The sequence below is a fragment of the Curtobacterium pusillum genome, from assembly GCF_007673235.1.
In the GTDB taxonomy this organism is placed as follows: domain Bacteria; phylum Actinomycetota; class Actinomycetes; order Actinomycetales; family Microbacteriaceae; genus Curtobacterium; species Curtobacterium pusillum_C.
The window spans coordinates 327,023-343,636 of record NZ_VDZH01000005.1 but is presented as its reverse complement, the minus strand read 5'-3'; the positions used below and the strand labels follow the sequence as shown (position 1 = coordinate 343,636).

14 protein-coding genes are annotated in these 16,614 nt (G+C 72.3%); 8 read left to right on the top strand and 6 right to left on the bottom strand.

Going from position 1 to position 16,614, the window contains the following annotated elements; all coding sequences use genetic code 11:
* Window positions 1-15 precede the first annotated feature (15 nt).
* On the bottom strand, window positions 16-1,014 hold the full coding sequence (locus tag FS532_RS15525) for a LacI family DNA-binding transcriptional regulator (RefSeq protein ID WP_260852765.1): 999 nt from the start codon (window positions 1,012-1,014) through the stop codon (window positions 16-18).
* 268 nt (window positions 1,015-1,282) lie between these two features.
* Here FS532_RS15525 and FS532_RS15520 point away from each other — a divergent pair, with 268 nt between their 5' ends.
* The gene (locus FS532_RS15520) at window positions 1,283-2,182 is read left to right on the top strand and encodes an endonuclease domain-containing protein (RefSeq protein WP_186322079.1); all 900 of its coding nucleotides are present in this window, start codon (window positions 1,283-1,285) and stop codon (window positions 2,180-2,182) included.
* 10 nt (window positions 2,183-2,192) lie between these two features.
* Window positions 2,193-2,999: an NAD-dependent epimerase/dehydratase family protein gene (locus FS532_RS15515; RefSeq protein ID WP_144756322.1), complete on the top strand. Its 807-nt coding sequence runs from the start codon at window positions 2,193-2,195 to the stop codon at window positions 2,997-2,999.
* Window positions 3,000-3,141: 142 nt separating this feature from the next.
* On the opposite strand, the gene FS532_RS15510 is transcribed toward FS532_RS15515, so the two are convergent.
* From FS532_RS15510 to FS532_RS15500, 3 genes are read right to left on the bottom strand one after another with little or no spacing between them, the layout of a single operon-like run.
* Complete coding sequence (locus FS532_RS15510; protein ID WP_144756319.1) at window positions 3,142-5,376, bottom strand: YhgE/Pip domain-containing protein; 2,235 nt, start codon at window positions 5,374-5,376, stop codon at window positions 3,142-3,144.
* On the bottom strand, window positions 5,373-6,107 hold the full coding sequence (locus FS532_RS15505; RefSeq protein ID WP_144756316.1) for a hypothetical protein: 735 nt from the start codon (window positions 6,105-6,107) through the stop codon (window positions 5,373-5,375). The genes FS532_RS15510 and FS532_RS15505 overlap by 4 nt, the downstream gene beginning before the upstream one ends.
* Window positions 6,104-6,769: a TetR/AcrR family transcriptional regulator gene (locus tag FS532_RS15500; RefSeq protein WP_144756313.1), complete on the bottom strand. Its 666-nt coding sequence runs from the start codon at window positions 6,767-6,769 to the stop codon at window positions 6,104-6,106. The genes FS532_RS15505 and FS532_RS15500 overlap by 4 nt, the downstream gene beginning before the upstream one ends.
* Before the next feature lie 160 nt (window positions 6,770-6,929).
* Between FS532_RS15500 and FS532_RS15495 the strand changes: the two genes are divergently transcribed.
* From FS532_RS15495 to FS532_RS15485, 4 genes are all read left to right on the top strand, one after another.
* A complete protein-coding gene (locus FS532_RS15495; protein WP_144756310.1) occupies window positions 6,930-10,565 on the top strand; it encodes a S8 family peptidase in 3,636 nt (1,211 codons plus the stop codon).
* A gap of 116 nt (window positions 10,566-10,681) precedes the next feature.
* The gene (locus FS532_RS18755) at window positions 10,682-10,849 is read left to right on the top strand and encodes a hypothetical protein (RefSeq protein WP_186322078.1); all 168 of its coding nucleotides are present in this window, start codon (window positions 10,682-10,684) and stop codon (window positions 10,847-10,849) included.
* Between the two features lie 183 nt (window positions 10,850-11,032).
* On the top strand, window positions 11,033-12,328 hold the full coding sequence (locus tag FS532_RS15490; RefSeq protein WP_144756307.1) for an adenylosuccinate synthase: 1,296 nt from the start codon (window positions 11,033-11,035) through the stop codon (window positions 12,326-12,328).
* A 2-nt stretch (window positions 12,329-12,330) separates the two neighbouring features.
* Window positions 12,331-12,888, top strand: a complete 558-nt coding sequence (locus FS532_RS15485; protein WP_144756304.1) for an arsenate reductase/protein-tyrosine-phosphatase family protein — start codon at window positions 12,331-12,333, stop codon at window positions 12,886-12,888.
* A 27-nt stretch (window positions 12,889-12,915) separates the two neighbouring features.
* Here the strand turns inward: FS532_RS15485 and FS532_RS15480 are convergent, their stop codons facing one another.
* Complete coding sequence (locus tag FS532_RS15480; RefSeq protein ID WP_144756301.1) at window positions 12,916-14,166, bottom strand: MFS transporter; 1,251 nt, start codon at window positions 14,164-14,166, stop codon at window positions 12,916-12,918.
* A gap of 54 nt (window positions 14,167-14,220) precedes the next feature.
* On the opposite strand from FS532_RS15480, the gene FS532_RS15475 reads away from it, so the two are divergent.
* Window positions 14,221-15,000 (top strand): AraC family transcriptional regulator, encoded by a 780-nt coding sequence (locus FS532_RS15475; RefSeq protein WP_144756298.1) that lies wholly within the window; start codon window positions 14,221-14,223, stop codon window positions 14,998-15,000.
* Here the strand turns inward: FS532_RS15475 and FS532_RS18750 are convergent.
* Window positions 14,921-15,439 carry a VanZ family protein gene (locus FS532_RS18750; RefSeq protein ID WP_186322077.1) on the bottom strand — a complete coding sequence of 173 codons (519 nt, stop codon included), beginning with the start codon at window positions 15,437-15,439 and terminating at the stop codon, window positions 14,921-14,923. The genes FS532_RS15475 and FS532_RS18750 overlap by 80 nt on opposite strands.
* Window positions 15,440-15,541: 102 nt before the next feature.
* Here FS532_RS18750 and FS532_RS18745 point away from each other — a divergent pair, with 102 nt between their 5' ends.
* Window positions 15,542-16,486 carry a hypothetical protein gene (locus FS532_RS18745; RefSeq protein WP_186322076.1) on the top strand — a complete coding sequence of 315 codons (945 nt, stop codon included), beginning with the start codon at window positions 15,542-15,544 and terminating at the stop codon, window positions 16,484-16,486.
* Window positions 16,487-16,614: the final 128 nt, after the last annotated feature.

Below are 16,614 nucleotides of genomic sequence, written 5' to 3'. Positions count from 1 at the left end.
CGGGCGCGCGCGGGGTCAGCGTGCGGCGGTCGTCCGCCGTGCCACCAGCCGGGGTTCGACGAGCACCTCGGTCGCCGCCAGCGTCGGGTCGGCGATGCGGGCGAGCAGCCGCTCGCCGGCGCCCCGGCCGATCTCGACGCTGCGGTCGTCGATGCTCGTCAGACCGACGTACCGCGTCGCCGCGAGCGGTGTGTCGTCGTAGCCGATGACCGAGACGTCCTCGGGGACGCGGAGCCCGCGCTCCGCGAGCTCCGACAACGCGCCGAGCGCCATCACGTCGTTCGCCGCGAACACCGCCGTGACCTCGGGGTGCTCGTCGAGCAGCTGCCCCAGCGCTCGCGACCCCGCTCCTTCGGTGGGTTCTCCGGGGAGGACGACCGTCGCGACCTCGGCTCGGCGGTCGACACCGGCCGTGAAGCCCGTGCGCCGTTCGTCGGACGCGGCCGACGACGCGCCGATGAACCCGAGGTGCGTGTGGCCGAGCGTGAGCAGGTGCTCCGCAGCCATCGCCCCGCCGGCACGGTCGTCGTTCGCCACCGTGTCCGCGCGGGGGATCGAGACGCGGCCGCCGGCGATGACGAGCGGTGTGGAGGCCGGGATCGCCAGGTCCGTGTCGGGTTCGCCGGCGATCACGAGTCCCTCCACGCGCATCGACAGGAAGCCCTCGACGGGAGAGGCGTCGAGCCCGGTGTTGAGGAACCGGTCGGCGACGACGAGACGGTGCCCCTGGTCCTGCAGCGCCTCGCGCAGGCCGGTCAGCAGGTCGACGAACCACTGGTTCCGGAAGTCGTCGAGCACCACGCCGATCGTCCGGGAGCGCGTACCGGCGAGCGACACCGCGGCGGTGCTCGGGCGGTAGTCGAGCTCCTGGATCGCCTTGAGCACCGCTTCGCGCCGCTGCTGGCTCACCCGCGGGGAGCGCTGCAGCACGAGCGAGACGAGGGACTTCGAGACCCCGGCGCGCGCGGCGACGTCGTAGATGGTCGCGGGTTTGCCGGCTCCCATGATCTGCATCGACCTCCGTGGCTCTCACGTCGATCGTATCGGTGGCTGGTCGGGCGCGGCGTGCGCGGGCCGGGTGCGCGGTCCGGGTGCGCGGTCGGGTGCGCCGCCGGGTGCGCCGTCGAGTGAGCAGGAATCGTCGAGTCCGGCGCGTAGACCCGACGATTTCTGCTCAGTCGACGACGGCTTCTGTCCTCCACACGGGAGGCGCGGGGTGCGTTGTGCACGGATCGGCCCGATCGTGCGCGGCCAGCGTCGCGATCGGGCGAGGGTGTGGGGCATGCAGCCGAGGGCACTTCCACGAGAACTCTGGAACCGGGCATTCGACATCCGGGCAGCCGAACGCGCCGGGGTGTCGCCGGAGCGCCTGCGGCGCCGAGACCTCGTCAGGCCCACGCGCTCCCTCCGCTGGCACCGGTCACGACCGCCGGAGGGGATCGATCGCGTCCGGGCGTTCCGCCCGCTGCTGCTCCCGGGGCAGTTCATCAGCCACACGACCGCGGCGGTGCTCTGGGAGCTCCCGGTGCCGGCCGCGCACCGGGACGGCCCGGTCCACGTCACGAGCCGACTCCCGGCCGCCCAACCCCGTCGGACAGGAGTGGTCGGGCACCGTGTCGAGGCGTCCCGAGCGGCCGTCCGTGGCCGGTGGGGCCTGCCGGCGAGCACGCCGGCGACGACGTGGATCGAGTGCGGGTCGATGCTCTCCGTCGATGACCTGGTCGTGCTCGGCGACGCGATCGTCTCAACGGGACGGTGCCGGACGACGGTCGACGACCTCCGGGTGGCGCTCGAGCAGCGGGGACGGTGTCGGGGTGCGCGCCGTCTCCGTGCCGCGCTGGCGCTCGTCCGCCGCGGGGCGGGCTCGCCGCAGGAGACGAGGGCACGGCTGGCCATCGTCCGCGCCGGACTCCCCGAACCCGATCTGCAGGTCGAGATCCGCGACGGGCACGATCGGTTCATCGCTCGGGTGGACATGGCCTTCCCGCGGCACCGGGTCGTGGTCGAGTACGAGGGAGACCACCACCGAACGGACCCGCACCAGTGGGCGACCGACATCCGACGGCACCGGGAGGTCGGCCGTCGGGGATGGGTCGTGCTGCGGTGGACGAAGTCGGACCTGGACGACCACCTCGTCCAGACGCTCGCGCAGCTGCGGGAGGTCCTCCGGGAGCGCGCGTAACGTCCGCCGCATGGCGACGCTCCTCATCACCGGTGCTGCGGGCCGGATCGGGTCGGCACTGCGCCCCCGACTGCTCTCGGCCGGTCACGACCTGGTCCTGTTCGACGAACACGAGCCGGCGGCCGCGGTGTCCGCCAGTGAGCGGCTGGTCATCGGCTCGGTCGGCGATCCCGACGCCCTCGATGACGCGTTGGTCGGTGTCGACACCGTCGTGCACCTCGCTGGGATCCCGACCGAGGATGACTGGGACGCCCTGGTGACGGCGAACCTGACCGGCACCAAGAACGTCCTCGAGCGGGCTGCCGCGGCCGGCGTGCTCCGGGTCGTCCAGGCGAGTTCGGTCCACGCGGTCGGCCGCGTCCCCGAGCCCGTCGACGCACCGGGGAGCGTCTCCGGCGATCGTCTCCCGCGACCCGACACGTACTACGGCGTCACGAAGGCCGGGATGGAGCTGTTGGGCAGCCTGTTCGCGGACCGGTTCGAGATGTCGATCGTCTCGGCGCGGATCGGGGCGTTCGGCGACGTGCCGTCCTCGCAGCGCGCGCTCCTGCTGTGGTCCTCGCCCGACGACCTCGCACGCCTGGTGATCGCCACGACCGAGCTCACCCAGCCCGGTCACCACGTGGTGTGGGCACTCTCGAGGAACACCGGGTCACCGGCTGACCTGCGCGCCGGCGAGGCGATCGGCTTCCTCCCGCGCGACGACGCATCCCGTGTGCTCGACCCCGACGACCGGGACGCCTTCGCGCCGGAGGACATGCGGTACCTCGGCGGTGGCCTGGCGGACGTCCCGCTCGGTCGCCGCCGCGAGCACTGACGGCCCCGTCGACGGAGCAGAAATCGTCGGGTGCCGAACGGCGACCCGACGATTTCTGCTCACTCGACGAAGCGGGCCGGGGCGGGCGCGCGGGGGCGGGGACGGGGCGCGCGGGGGCGGGACCCGTCCCCGCCCCGCCCCGCTACCCGATCAGGCTCGGGCGCAGGTCGCGCAGCGTCCGGGAGCGGGTCTGCCGCGCCGTGACGACGTACGACACGAGCAACGCGCCGAGCAGCCAGCACGTCAGCACCCCCGCGTCCGACCACGTCGCCGCGGCCGACCCGCCGTACATCGTCTGCCGGATCGCATCGACGGAGTACGTCATCGGGAGCGCGAAGTGCAGCGCCGCCAACGGCCCCGGCAGCGTCTGCCACGGGAACGTCCCACCGGCGGTGACGAGCTGCACGAGCATGAGCACCAGGCCGAGGAACTGCCCGACGGACCCGAGCAGCACGTTGAGCGCCATGATGATCGCCGCGAAGGTCGCCGACGCCAGCACCATGATCCCGATCGTCGGCCCCGTCCAGGCGACGTCGAGGTCGAGGGCGAACCGGACGATGAGGAACAGCGCCACCATCTGCACGAGCCCGAGCAGCGCGGGCGTCAGCCACCCGCCGAACACCACCCGCAACGGCTTCCGCACGGCCGTGATCGCCCGCTTCGAGATCGGCTTGAGGATGAGGAACAACGCGTACATGCCGATCCACGCCGCGAGCGAGATGAAGAACGGCGCGAGGCCGGCCCCGTAGTTCGACGCCGAGGCGACGTCGTCCGTCCCGACCTTCACCGGGTCGGAGATCACCGACGCCTGGTCGTTCCGCTGGGAGGCGGTTGAGGCGGGGATCTTCGTGCGGCCGTCGTCGAGCTTCGATGCGAGCTCGGACGAGCCGCTCTGCAGCTCGGTCAGCCCGGACGCGAGGGACTTCGCTCCGTCGTCGGCGGATGCCGCACCGGACGCGAGCGAGGCCGCGCCGGAGGACAGCGTGGGTGCCGCGGCCGCGAGCTTGGACGTCCCGGCCGCGACCTGCGACGACCCCGACGCCAGCTTCGACGCCCCGTCGGCGGCAGTGGCGATCCCGCTCGTCAGTCCGGGAGCCTTCGTCGCGAGTTCCCCGGTGCCGGCCGCGAGCTTGTCGGACCCGTCGGAGAGCTTCTGGACGCCAGCGGTGAGCTGCGGGGCCTTCGCTTCGAGTTTCGTCGCACCCGCGGCGACATCGGCGCTACCGGACTGCAACTTCGCGAGACTGCTCGACACCGTCGTGGCCCCCGCGCCGAGCGCCGCGCTGTTCGTCTGGAGCGTGTCGAGCGAGGCGAGCAGAGCGGCCTTCTGGTCGGCGCTCAGCACTGTCGACGTCTGCACGACGGGCTTCAGTGTCGCGACCAGGTCCGGCGAGGCCGCGGCGAGCTGCTGCACGCCCGCGATGAACGGTGCCGAGTCCGTGGCGAGCTTCGCGTTGCCGTCGGCCACGGCAGCCGCTCCGGTCGCGAGCTTCGTCGAGTCCGCCGGGAGGGTCGCGGTCTGGTCGCGGAGCGCGTGGAGCCCGCTCTGCAGCTGCTCCGCGCCGTCGTCCAGCGCAGCAGTCTGCGCCGGCAGCGACGCCGTCTGCTGCTTCGCCGACTGCAGCCCGGAGGACAACGTCGATGCACCGGACGCCACCTGCTGCGCGCCGGAGTTCAGCGCGGCGGTCTGCGACGGCAACGCGGCCGTCCCGTCGGCGAGCGTGGCCGCGCCGTCCGCGAGCTTGCCGGTACCGTCGGCGAGGGTCGCCGCCCCCGAAGCGGCAGAGCTCGCACCCGAGGCGAGCTGCCCGGCTCCGTCGACCGCGTCGCCGAGGCTGTCGCGCACGTCGGCGAGACCGACGAGCAGGGTCTTCGCCGCCTGCTTCCCGACCCGCTCGGCCACGGCGGTGCGCATGGTCTTGCCCGCCTGCTCGGCGATCGTCGACGCGAGGTACGAGTTCGTGTCCGCCGTCGTCATGACGAGCTTCGCCCGCTTCGGTTCGTCGGACTGCGCCGACACGAGGGACTCCGAGAAGTCGTGCGGGATGGTCACCACGAAGTCGTAGGTGCCGTTGCGCACGCCGGAGCGCGCGTCGGCCGCCGAGGTCTTCGTCCACTTGAAGTCGGCGCCGTCGATGGCCTCCTTCGTGACGTCCTTGCCGTAGTCGACGTGGTCGCCGTCGAGCGTGGCGCCGGCGTCCTGGTTGACGATGGCGGCAGGGACCTGGTCGAGCTTGGCGTACGGGTCGCGGTTGGCCCAGAGGTAGGCGCCGCCGTAGAGCAGCGGCACGACCATGAGCGCGATGAACGCGAGTCGTGCGAGCGGGGTCGCGGTGAGTCGCGCCAGTTCGGCGCGGACGAGCGAGGTGGTGGTCACGCGGTCGCCTCCGTGGGCAGGTGGTCGGTGTCGGACTGGAGGCGCGGGTCGTCTCCGTCAGGTCGGGCCACGTCCTCGGGGTCCTCGGTCTGGGTGGTTCCGGTCGTCTGGATGGTGTCGAGCGGCTCGACGGTGTCGAGCAGGTGCTCGACGGTCGCTGCTGCGGCCTTGGAGGTCACGAGCACCACGGTCACGCCGCGGCGGGCGATGTCGCGGACGACCGCGAACCAGCCCTCCACGGCGCCGCCGTGCCGCTCGGGCGAGGTGATCACGAGCCCGGTCACACCGTCCCGCAGCAGGGCGAGTTCGGCGAGCAACCGGACGCGCACGTCGGTCGGCACCCGCTGCACGTGCGTGTCGGCGTACTCGCGCAGCCCGAGCTCGTCGAGCACGGTGTCGACGTGCTGGCGGGAGGGCCGCTGTTCGGCGAACGCGAGCTCCTCGCGCACGATGCGCCGGACGCTCATCACCGGGAACGGCTCGGCGATGCCGGGGGTGTCGACGAGCGCGAACGCCTTCCGGATCGCCCCGGCGTCCTCGTGCCCGTCGAGCAGCACGCGGCCGGTCTCGGGCTGCATGCGGCCGCCGGCGACGAGGGACGCGAGCACGGGGGCCTGCTCGGTCTCGACGGCGATCACGCCCGGGCGTCCCGGTGCGGCGACGGCGGAGACGACGGGCAGGGCCGCGCCGGGCTCCTCGCCGATGCCGACGTGGTCGAGTTCGATGGTCATGCGGGGTCCTTGCTGGCGGAGGGGTTCGTGGAGTGGGCGGGTGCGACCGGCTCGGAGAGCATCGCGGTGCGCCAGTCGATGCCGGCCATGCCGAGTGCCGACAGCACCACCATGCGCCGGCCGTCCTCGTCGGACGTCCCGGAGCGGGTGGCCTCGTCGAGGACGGCGATGCAGGCGCCCTCGACCAGTCGCCCGAGCGTGGCGGGGTCGACGTCGTCGCGCATCGCGCCGTCGGCGATCCCGAGGGCGCAGGCGTCCCGGACCTGGGCACGCAGGGGTGCGAACACCTCGGCGACGGACTCGCTGAACGGGCTGCGGATCGCGACCCGGGCCATCGAGCGGACGTGCGAGACCTCGGCCCAGAGCGTCACCGCGATGGCGGCGAGTCGTGCGGCCGGGGGCAGGGCGACGAGGTCGGACGTGGTCGGCATGGTCGCGGCGACACGGGCGGCACCGGCGGTCACGACCTCGCGCACGAGGTCGTCGCGCGACGGGAAGTGTCCGTAGACCGCACGCCGGGACAGCCCGGCGGCGGACGCGATCGTCTCGAGCGAGGCGTCGGGATCGCCCTGCAGGACGGTCTTCGCCGCCTCGAGCAGCGCCGCGCGGTTCTCGGTCGCGTCGCGGCGGGGCGCGCGGGTCTGCTGGTCTGGACTGGTCACGCACCCCATCGTAATAACGTGCACACGGGTGTGCAAGTTATCAGGTTGACCACCCCCGAACGAGGGACGTCCCCCAAAGTGCGGACTGCGGGACCTGAGAGGAAACGCATAACTTCACAGCAATTCCTTGCGAAACACGGACGAACCGGGAGTGCGCCCTTTGAACCGTGCAACACCGAACAACGACCCGAACCCCAACCCGAACCGCATCGCGCGCGTCCTGACCGCCGGCATCGCCGCCGCGGCCCTGGCGTGCGGCGGACTGGCCGTCGGCGGAGCAGCCTCGGCAGCACCGGCCGGACCGGTACCGGCCGACCTGAAACTCTCGCAGCCGCTGCGGGACGCGAAGCCCTCGAAGACGATCGCCGCGTTCGTGCGGACGACCGGCCAGGGCGCGCTCGAGGTCGACGCCCAGGCGAAGGGCGGGGACCTCACGAAGTCGAAGACCCCGTCCTCGGCGGCGAAGCAGCGCGTCAAGGCGATCGGGTCGACGGTCGACGCCGTGCGCGCCGCCGTCCAGCAGTCCGACGCGGACGCCACCGAGCTCTACTCGACCGAGTACACCGTGCCGGGCGTGGCCGTCGTCGCCGACGTCGCCGCGCTCCGGAAGGTCGCGGCCCGCTCCGACGTCGAGAGCATCATCCCGCTCACGCCGAAGAAGATCGTCGACCCGACCGTGAACGCCGACTCCGGCGCGGCACCGTCCGGTGTCGACCCGAGCCTCACGAAGCCCGGCGCGGACGGCGTCACGCCGAAGAACGCGGCGAGCGACGTCTACACCCGCTCGCTCGACGCCTGGCAGCAGACCGGCCGCACCGGCAAGGGCGTGAACGTCGCCGTGCTCGACACCGGCCTCGACTACACGCAGGCGGACTTCGGCGGTCCCGGCACCGCGGCCGCGTACCAGGCGGCGCTCGCCAACACCGGCGCACCGACGGCCGGGTCCTACGACGGCAAGAAGTTCCTCGGCGGCTACGACTTCGCCGGCCCGACGTACAACGCGGACACCACCGACCCCGCGTACGACCCGACCCCGAAGCCGGACGACAACCCGATCGACGGCAAGGGTGGCGACCACGGCACCCACGTGTCGGGCACCATCGCCGGCTACGGCCTCGACGCCGACAAGAAGACCTACACGGGCGACTACACGAAGCTCACCACGCAGCAGGTCCAGGACATGTGGATCGGCCCGGGCACCGCGCCCCAGGCGGGTCTCTACGCCCTCAAGGTGTTCGGTGACAACGGCGGCTCGACCGACCTCACCGGTGCCGCGCTCGACTGGGTCGGCCAGGCGCTGACCGAGGGCAAGGACATCAACGTCCTCAACCTGTCGCTCGGCTCCGACTACGGTGCGCCGGACGACCCCGACAACGCCAAGATCGACGCGCTCACCGCCCGCGGTGTCCTGCCGGTGATCGCCTCCGGCAACGCCGACGACTTCACCGACATCGGTGGTTCGCCGGGCAACGCCGAGGGTGCGCTCACGGTGGCCGCGAGCGCCACCGGTCAGTCCCTCTACGACGGTGTCGAGGCGACCGCCCCGGCGGACGTCGCGAAGACCTGGCGTGCCCAGTACTCGCAGAACTACCAGGGCACGCTGCCGGTCGAGGGCGATGTCGTCGTCCCGGGCACGAACGTCGACGGCTGCGCCGCGTTCAGTGCGGACGAGGCAGCGAAGATCGCCGGCAAGGTCGTCTGGCTCAAGTGGACCGACGCCGCGCTCGAGTGCGGCTCCGGCGTGCGGTTCAACAACGTCGAGGCTGCCGGCGGTGTCGGCGTCCTGCTGGCGGGGACGATCAACACGTTCGACTCCGGCATCGCGGGGAACGCGACCATCCCGGGAGCCGAGCTGACCGCGGACAGCGTCACGGGCCTCCAGGCAGCTGCCCAGGCCGGGACCCTGCACGTGCGCTTCGCCGACGAGCTCGAGGGCTTCGAACTCGCGACGGACCCCGAGGCCGTGAACACGCTCGCCGGGTTCACCAGCCGGGGCGTCCACGGGTCGTTCGACGACATCGTCAAGCCGGACATCGCCGGCCCCGGGGTCAACGTGATCTCCGCGGCCAACGGCACCGGTGACGGCCGCATGTCGATGAGCGGCACGTCGATGGCCACGCCGGACGTGGCCGGCATCGCGGCGCTGACCTTCCAGTCGCACCCGACGTGGTCGGCTCCGCAGGTCAAGGCCGCGCTGATGAACACCGCGACGCACGACGTGCGGCAAGGTGACGGCACCGCGACCCTGCTCCGCCAGGGCACCGGTCGCGTCGACGCCCTGCAGGCGGTCACCGCCGGCACCACGGTCCGCAGCATCGAGAACGACCAGCTCGTCACCGCCTCCTACGGTGTCGTCGAGGTCGCCTCGAAGACCAGCGAGAACCGCACCCTGCAGATCGAGAACACCGACGGTCGGCCGCACACCTACGACGTGGCCTACCAGCCGCAGGTGTCGCAGCCGGGTGTGGCCTTCGCGCTCAGCACCAAGCGCGTGACGGTCCGACCGCACGGCACCGCGACGGTGAAGCTCACGTTCTCGATCGCCGACCCGACGAAGCTCCGCCGGGTGATCGACCCCACCCAGGAGTCGGTGCAGCAGGGCTACCAGCGGGAGTTCGTCGCCGCCGCCTCGGGCATCGTGACGTTCACGCCGACCGACAAGAAGCTCAACCCGCTGCGGCTCGGCACGTACGTCGCGCCGAAGCCGGTGAGCGCGGTGCACGGCTCCGACGTCGAGTTCCCCGCCACGAAGAACACGGCGGACCTCGCCCTGACCGGCCGCTCGGTCGACCAGGGCGACGCGACGACCGGCTACCACGCAGCCGTCGCACCGTTCGTGCTCGGCGGAACGGACGGCCAGGAGTCCTTCCCGGCCGGTTCGGCCAAGCAGTCCCTGCAGGCAGCGGACGTCCGGGCCTACGGCGCGAACTACGACAAGGCGTCGGACACGCTCGCGTTCGGCGTCCAGACCGCCGGTCCCGACGCCAACCCCGGCGCCGTGACCAACGTCGAGGTGCTCATCGACACCGACCGTGACGGCACGCCGGACTACCTGGTGTACGACGCCAAGTCGGCAGCGGTGGACGCCACGTTCGCCACGACCGTCGACCTCGCCACCGGCGAGACCGTGGACACGCAGCCGCTGAACGGCGGGGCCCCCGGCCAGGACGTGAACACGTTCGACAGCGCGGTCAAGGTCCTGACGGTCGACGCCTCGACGATCGGCGCCACGAAGGCGTTCACCTACTCGGTCCTGACCGAGTCGGCGTACGCCCCGGCCCTGGCCACGAGCGGCTCCTACGTCGTCGACGAGACGGCGGAGGCGACGTACGACCCGACGAAGCCGGCGCTCACCTTCGCGAAGGGCGGTTCGACCGGCGTCCTGTTCGCCGACTCCGGGTCGCTGCAGGTCACCCGCGGCTCCGGTCTCGCGAATGCCAAGGTGCTCCTGCTGCACCTCGGCAACGCGGTCGGCGACCAGGCCGACACGGTCTCGGCGACGGTCGCCGCCCCGGTCGTGACGCTCCGCAAGGGCAGCGCCGTCACGGTCAGTGGCAACCCGACGGTGGGCAAGAAGCTCACGGCGCACCACGGCTCGTGGGACGCCAAGGGCGTGCGGTACTCGTACCAGTGGCTCCGTGACGGCGCCGCCGTGCAGGGTGCCACGAAGCAGACCTACTCGCTGGGCTCGTCCGACGCCGGACACCGCCTCCAGGTGCAGGTCACTGCGACGGCGAAGGGCTACCAGGACGGCTCGGCGACGTCGAAGCCGACCGCGAAGGTCACCCGCCGCTAGTCGGAGCAGTCCGAACACCGCACTCCGGGCCCCGTCACCACGCGTGTCGGGGCCCGGAGTGCGTTCCGAGGACATGTAGTTAGACAAACTAGTTATCCAGTGACAGGCTGTTCGACATGCAGCACGCAACCCTCACGCAGCTCCGAGCCAACCCGATGGAGTGGCGGCGCCGTGGGCTCACCCCGCCGGACGTCATCCAGTCCATGATCGAACAGCGCCTCGCCGAGCCCGGCCACTCGCAGCCGGTCGGCGATCCCTCCTACCAGGACTTCTTCCGCGCCTGATCGCGGACGTCACCACCAGACGGACTGGAGGCGCGGTGCCAGCTGGCACCGCGCCTCCAGTCCGTTTCGTCGTCACCATCTCGAGCACGCGCCAGGTGGCGCGGAGGTGACCGTCCGATAGACTCGGGTGGACCACCGACCCGACGGTCGCGTGAGGTCCTCCGCCAACGTGAGGAGAACCAGATGCCCGCAGCAGTCATCATCGGCGCCCAGTGGGGCGACGAGGGCAAGGGGAAGGCCACCGACCTCCTCGGCAGCCGCATCGACTACGTCGTGAAGTTCAACGGCGGCAACAACGCCGGGCACACCGTCGTCGTCGGCGGGGAGAAGTACGCTCTGCACCTCCTGCCGTCCGGCATCCTCACGCCCGGCGTCACCCCGATCATCGGCAACGGCGTCGTCGTCGACCTCGAGGTCCTGTTCCAGGAGCTCGACGCGCTGAAGGCCCGCGGCGTCGACGTGTCCCGCTTGCTCGTGTCGGCGAACGCCCACGTCATCACGCACTACCACCGCACCATCGACAAGGTGACCGAGCGGTTCCTCGGCAAGCGCCAGATCGGCACCACCGGTCGTGGCATCGGCCCGAGCTACGCCGACAAGATCAACCGCGTCGGCATCCGCATCCAGGACATCTTCGACGAGAACATCCTGCGTCAGAAGGTCGAAGCCGCCCTCGACCAGAAGAACCACCTGCTCGTGAAGGTCTTCAACCGTCGGGCGATCGACGCGGACGAGGTCGTCGAGTCGCTGCTCTCCTTCGCCGACCGCCTGCGGCCCATGGTCGCCGACACCGGCCTGGAGATCCACCGGGCGCTCGAGCGCGGCGACACCGTCCTGTTCGAGGCCGGCCAGGCCACCATGCTCGACGTCGACCACGGCACCTACCCGTTCGTGACGTCCTCGTCGGCGACCGCCGGCGGCGCTGCGACCGGCTCCGGCATCGGCCCGGGCAAGCTCGAGCGGATCATCGGCATCGTGAAGGCGTACACGACGCGCGTCGGCGCCGGCCCGTTCCCGACCGAGCTGTTCGACGAGTCGGGGGAGTTCCTCCGCGCCAACGGCTTCGAGTTCGGCACCACGACCGGCCGTCCCCGTCGCTGCGGCTGGTACGACGCCCCGATCGCCCGGTACACGGCGCGCGTCAACGGCGTGACCGACTTCGTGCTGACCAAGCTCGACGTCCTCACCGGCCTCGAGACGATCCCGGTCTGCGTCGCCTACGACGTCGACGGCGTCCGTGTCGACGAGGTCCCCGTGAACCAGTCGGACTTCCACCACGCGAAGCCGATCTACGAGGAGTTCCCGGGCTGGACCGAGGACATCACCGGCGCCCGCTCGTTCGAGGACCTGCCCGCCAACGCCCAGGCCTACGTGCTCGCGGTCGAGGGGATGTCCGGTGCCCGGATCTCCGCGATCGGAGTCGGCCCCGGCCGTGACGCGATCGTCGTCCGGCACGACCTGCTCGGCGCCTCGGCCTGACGATGCGGGTCCTGTTCGTCTGCAGCGGCAACATCTGCCGCTCACCACTCGGCGCGCAGGTCCTGACCGCGAGGCTCGGCCGTGACGCCCCGGCGTTCACGGTCGAGTCAGCGGGCACCATCGCGCAGGACGGTGCCCCGATGGACGGCCCGGCCGCCGCGCAGTCGGAGCGGCTCGGCGGCGACCCGTCGGCGCACCGCTCCCGTTACCTGACGCCGGAGATCGCCGCTGCCGCCGACCTCGTGCTGACGGCGGAGCGCTCGCACCGTGCGGCCGTGGTGTCGCTCGCGCCGCGGGCTGCGAAGCGGGCGTTCACGATCAAGCAGTTCGCCCGGGTGCTCGACGCCCTCGAGCCCTCCGACCTGGACGGCGTGGCGACCGCGGAGCAGCTCGTGGAGCGGGTCGCCCGACTCCGGGGGACCGTGCCGCAGCCGGTCGACCCCGCGGAGGACGACGTCGACGACCCCTACCGGCGGTCGGCGGCGACTCACGAACGCGTGGCGGACGAGATCGCCGCCGCGCTCGACGTGGTCGCGGACGCCCTGCGCGCGGTGCGCTGACGCGGGTGGCGACCCGGCGCGCGGCGCCTACACCCGCGGCGCGAGCACGTGCCGGTCGCGGCTCGCGGCCACGCCGGCGACGAGCTGGACCACCAGGAGCGCCAGGAGTACAACGATCGGCACCGTCCAGCCGCCGGTCGCAGTGTGGAGCAGCCCGAGTCCGAGCGGCCCGAGCCCCGCGAGCAGGTACCCCGTGCCCTGCGCCATCGTCGACACGTGGGCGGTGTGCCGGGCATCCGGCGAGCGCCACACGATGTAGCTCAGCGACAGGCTGATCGCGCCGCCCTGCCCGAGCCCGAGCAGCGTCATCCACGCCCAGGCCCCGGCGGCCGGAGCGACGAGGAGTCCGACGAAGCCCGCCGCGCAGAGCACCACGACGACGAGGACCGGCAGCCACGTCGGCCGCAGTCGTCGGGCGATCGCCGGACCCGTCACCCCGGTCACGATCCCCGGCAGGCTTGAGTAGGCGAGCATCAGGCCGGCCTCGTGCGCGGAGACCCCGGCGTCCTGCAGGACCGTCGGCACCCAGGTCAGGAACGCGTAGTACGACAGGCTCTGCAGCCCCATGAACCCCGTCACGGCGATCGCCACCCGGTCGCGGAACAGTCGTGCGAACGTCGGCTCGTCGACGGCGGGCACCGGGGCGTCCGCGACGGCGCGTGATCCCCGTGCGTGCCCCGGGTTCCGGAGCGCACGCGGCAGCCACACCAGGAACGCCACGACAGCGGGCACAGCCCAGAACGCCAGTGCCGGACGCCACGACCCGAACGCGCCCATCAGCGGGACGACGGCCGCCGACGCGATCGCCGCACTGAGGAACAGTGCCGTCGAGTACAGCCCCATCATCAGGCCGACCCGGTGCGCGAAGTCGCTCTTGATCGCCGCCGGCATGAGCACGTTCGCGACCGCGATGGCCGCGCCCGCCAGCACGGTGCCGCCGTAGAGCGCCCAGCCGTGCGGCTCCAGACGGAGGGCGATCCCGACCGCCAGCACCGCCATCGTCAGTCCGAGCAGTCGGTGCAGCCCGATCCGCCGGGTGAGCACGGGCGTCAGGAACGCGAAGGCCCCGAAGGCGAACACCGGGATCGTGGTGAGGAGGCTCGCCGCCGACGGGCTGAGGTGCAGCGACCGCTCGATCGCCCCGAGCACGGGCCCGACCGACGCGACGCCCATCCGCAGGTTCAGCGCGACGAGCATGAGCCCGGCGCCGACGTACCAGGCGGCGAGGAGCCCGCGCCGGGGCGCAGCAGTCGGGACGGGGACGGAAGCGGTGGTCATGGACCGATCACACCATCGAGCGGGCTCGGCCCGGAACACGTACGCTGCCCGGTGATGTCGGATTCCAGCCAACCGGGCAAGCTGTCGGAGGACGGCCGCCCCGAGGCGGCGTTCTGGTTCGCGCACGCCGAGACCGTCCCGCCGCACGTGCACCCGCTCGGGCACCTCGTGCACGCCGCGTCCGGTGTGCTGTCGCTCATCACCGACGACGGCGCGTGGATCGCTCCGCCGAACCGGGTCGCGTGGGTCCCGGCCGGTGCCGAGCACCGGCACCGGGCCCACGGGGTGACCGACATGCGCGTCGTCTACCTGTCCGAGGACGCCGCCGTGGGCCTCCCGTCGGGTCCGGCGGTCCTGGCCGCGTCGGCACTGGCCCGGGAGGCACTGCTCGCGATCACGACGTCGGCTCGGCGTTCCGAGGTGGCTCGGTCCCACCTCCGTGCGGTCATCGTGGACGAGGTCGCGTCCGCCCCGGAGCAGCCCCTGCACCTGCCCGAACCCCGTGACGCCCGGTTGCGGCGCGTGGTGCGTCGGGTGGAGCGGGACCTCACGGAGCCGGTGTCGCTGGCGGGGCTCGCGGCGTGGTCGGGCGTCGGGGAGCGGACCCTGACCCGGCTGTTCCGGCAGGAGACCGGGATGGGGTACCGGCAGTGGCGGTTGCAGCTACGGGTCCACCGGGCGCTGGTGCTCCTCGCCGGCGGGCAGTCGGTGACCGATGTCGCCGCGGCCTGCGGGTGGGCGACGACGAGTCAGTTCATCGACCAGTTCTCCCCGCTCGTCGGGATGACGCCGGGCGCGTACCGGCGAGCCGCGAGCGCCGTGCCACGAAACTGAGGACCGCGACACCGAGGAGCGCGCCGACGATCGCTCCGATCGTGTTGGCGAGCACGTCGTCGAGCGTGGCGTACCGCGCGGGCAGGAACAGCGCCTGACCGGTCTCGATCGCCGCACTCAGCACCAGACCGGCGAGGGCACCTGCCCACCACCACCGTGCGCCGGCGAACAACACGACCAGCAGCCCGAGCGGCACGAAGAACACCACGTTCGCCAGGGACTCGACGACGTCGTAGCCGAACCAGGCCGGCGCGCCGAGGCGGTGCGCGTGGTCGATCGCAGCGTCGAGCCAGGTGCGGCTCGACGCATCGACCGGCGTGCGCCAGAACCCGATGAGCAGCACCGCGACGCCGTAGGCGGCCGCGATGGCGACGGCGAACCGTCGGCTGCGCGCGGAGGCGCGTGCGGGGTCGGGAGCCGACCACTCGTGGGAGGTCACCGGTCGACGGTAGCGAGTCGCGCCTCCAGGCCGGATGTGTCCACGGGTGCAGCGAGGCCGGCGCGGGCCGGGGGAGCGCACGTCCGCCGCTAGCCTGGCGGGATGGGTGGGGGAACACGGATGCGCACGGTCGGACTCGGCGTGGGGACCGGCGTGCTGTCCGGTGTGGTCGGCCTGCTGCCCTGGATCGTCACGGGCATGCGGCTGCCGCTGCAGAACCTCTGGGCGACCCCGACCGTCGACCCGGCCGACATGCCCGTGGCGCTGCTGCCGTTCAGTCAGTACAGCGTCGGGCTCATCGGAGCGATGCTGCTCGTCGGCGGGGCGGTCGCCGGGCTCGCCGTGCGGCTCCTGGGCGAGCGTCGGGGACTGCCCGGTCGGCTCGCCACCGTCCTGGCCGCGACCGGGTTGCTGGTCGTCCAGCTCGTCGCCCTGGTGCAGACCGCCGTGGTCACCGGGGCGGGGCTCCGGACGGACCGGTCGATCGGGACCGGTGCCGCGATCAGCGCCGCGCAGGTGTACCTCGTCGCACTGATGGCGGGGACACTCCTGGCCATCGCGCTCGCGGTCGTGCTGCTCGTGGTGCTCGCCCGGACCGCGCCGGGCGTCGCCGTCGTCGCGGTCGCGGTGGGGGCGCTCGCCGCGGGAACCTGGGTCGACGCGTTCCTGGTGTCACCGGTCGGGTTCGCCGACGGATCCGTGTCCGCCGTGCTGTCCGTCACCCGGTGGGTGCCCGCCGTCCTGGTCGGTCTCGGCATCGCCAGGACGGGTCTGACCAGCGTCGGGCGGGTCATCGGATCCGTGCTCGCGCTCGCCGTCCTCTGGAGCGGATCGGCCGCGGTCACCGCGGTCACCGCGGCCCTCGGGACGCGGGTGTACCTGCCGTACCCGCTCGAACTCGCGTCGTTCGGCGCCGAGGTCTTCCGGTCCGCACTCGGCCCGGCCGGGACCGGGATCGGCAGCGCGCTCGTTGCACTCGTCATCGGCGGTGCCGGCGCACTCGTGTGGCGATGGTGGCGGGCACGGAGGGGCCGCGTCGCACGCTGATCGCCGGCGGGGTCCGGAACTGGCCGGAGAACGAGTACCCCGATCTGTCCCCTGTACCCCGGAAGTGCGTCGCACGTGCCCGGAAAACCGGGGATCACTGATGCAGCGGATTGACGGAACCCGTGAAT